This window comes from Streptococcus sp. SV2 (assembly GCF_030440175.1).
GTDB classification, from domain to species: Bacteria; Bacillota; Bacilli; order Lactobacillales; family Streptococcaceae; genus Streptococcus; species Streptococcus raffinosi.
The window spans coordinates 1-1,484 of the sequence record NZ_JAQFJQ010000033.1 but is presented as its reverse complement, the minus strand read 5'-3'; the positions used below and the strand labels follow the sequence as shown (position 1 = coordinate 1,484).

At 37.5% G+C, this 1,484-nt stretch carries 2 protein-coding genes; both read right to left on the bottom strand.

The annotated features are described in order from the left end of the window. Positions 1–83 precede the first annotated feature (83 nt). On the bottom strand, positions 84–527 hold the full coding sequence (locus PCY14_RS09850) for a transposase (protein WP_293930325.1): 444 nt from the start codon (positions 525–527) through the stop codon (positions 84–86). After that, positions 490–1,251 (bottom strand): IS110 family transposase, encoded by a 762-nt coding sequence (locus PCY14_RS09845; protein WP_293930323.1) that lies wholly within the window; start codon positions 1,249–1,251, stop codon positions 490–492. Before PCY14_RS09845 ends, PCY14_RS09850 begins: the two co-directional genes overlap by 38 nt. Positions 1,252–1,484: the final 233 nt, after the last annotated feature.

Genomic DNA, 1,484 nt, shown 5'->3' with positions numbered 1-1,484 from the left:
TTTTTATTTGAAAAAAACAGTAAAAAAGCGCAAAAAATCACTTCCTGTGCTATACTGTAATTGAAAATTTTTTAGTTTTGGCGTTAGAACTGTTTCCTAAGTCCTAGCGCCTTTTCTTTTTGATAAGTCTGCTTGGTGGAGAGTAGTTTGTAAATGATTCTGAGAATCTTATGAGCACAAGCAATAATCGCCTTCATCTTGCTTCCTCTTTGGGAAATTCGATTATAAAAAGAATAAAAAGCTGGATCCTTAGAATGTGCTGCAATTAATCCCGACATGGTCAAAGCTTGTTTGATATATCGATTTCCTTGCGTGATGTGTGAGGATTTCTTAATGCCAGCACTTTCATAAGACCCTGGGCAGAGTCCAGCCCATGATGCTAAGTGTGCATCGGATGAAAAGGCTGTAACAGTTGGTCCAATCTCAGCTAGAATAGTGGCAGCACAGTTTTCATTCACACCAGGAATGGTTTGAAGTATCCTATTTTCCTCAGGGAAACTCCTTTTCGATGTAGTGTTGAATCTCATCGGTCAATTTTTCAATGAGTTCCTGATACATCTGATATTCCTCTAAGCTCTGATCTAAGAGGAAGCGGTCTTCTAGTGACAACTTTCCTTCCATCGCTTCAACGAGTTCTTCTGGACTTGCTTTCACTCGCTTCTGGATACAAGGGATAACAGATTCTACATTAATTGTTTCTCCGTTAATGAATAATTTTAAAAGTGCTTGCCCCGTCTTAGAAAAAATATCAGAAAGATAACTGGTTAGTTTGATATTAGCACGTTGTAGGAGGTTATGAATCTCATTCTTTATTTGGGTTTGACGTTGTTTATAAGAACGTAGCCTACGAGTGAGTAAACGTAACTGCATCACTTCAGAGTTAGGAATGTAAGATGGCTCAATAAGTCCACAACGTCCGAGCTGTGCAATCCATTCTGCATCTTTCATGTCTGTTTTTCGACCAGGCACATTCTTGATATGTTGAGGGTTAGCTAATATCAAATTGAGTTCTGAGTCTGAAAATATATTAAAGAGTGGCACCCAATATTGGCCAGTGCTTTCAAAAAAGACATGTGTGACGTGATTTTCCAATAACCAGTCTAAGGCATTTTGGAGAGCTATAGTTGTTGTACCAAATTTTTTCTGAATTTTCTTTGGCTTATTGGTATCTAGTGGACCATCTAGAATACAACAAACGATAGACTTTTGATGGACATCAATTCCACAACAAGTTTCAATCATGACTTCCATTATAAAAACCTCCTGTTAACTATTTGAACAATAGAACAAGAGGCTACTAGTAATTTTATTTTCATGCTCAAGGCATATTCGAGTTATCTCATGACTCTTGTTCATCCAGTTTTTTGTACAGACTAGGAAAAGCCCTATTAAAGACCACGGATTTACATTGTTCACCTTCATTATAAGCCGAACTTTCTTTTCTGTCATGAGTTAGCAGGCTAAGCCTGCTTAGAGTTTTTTGT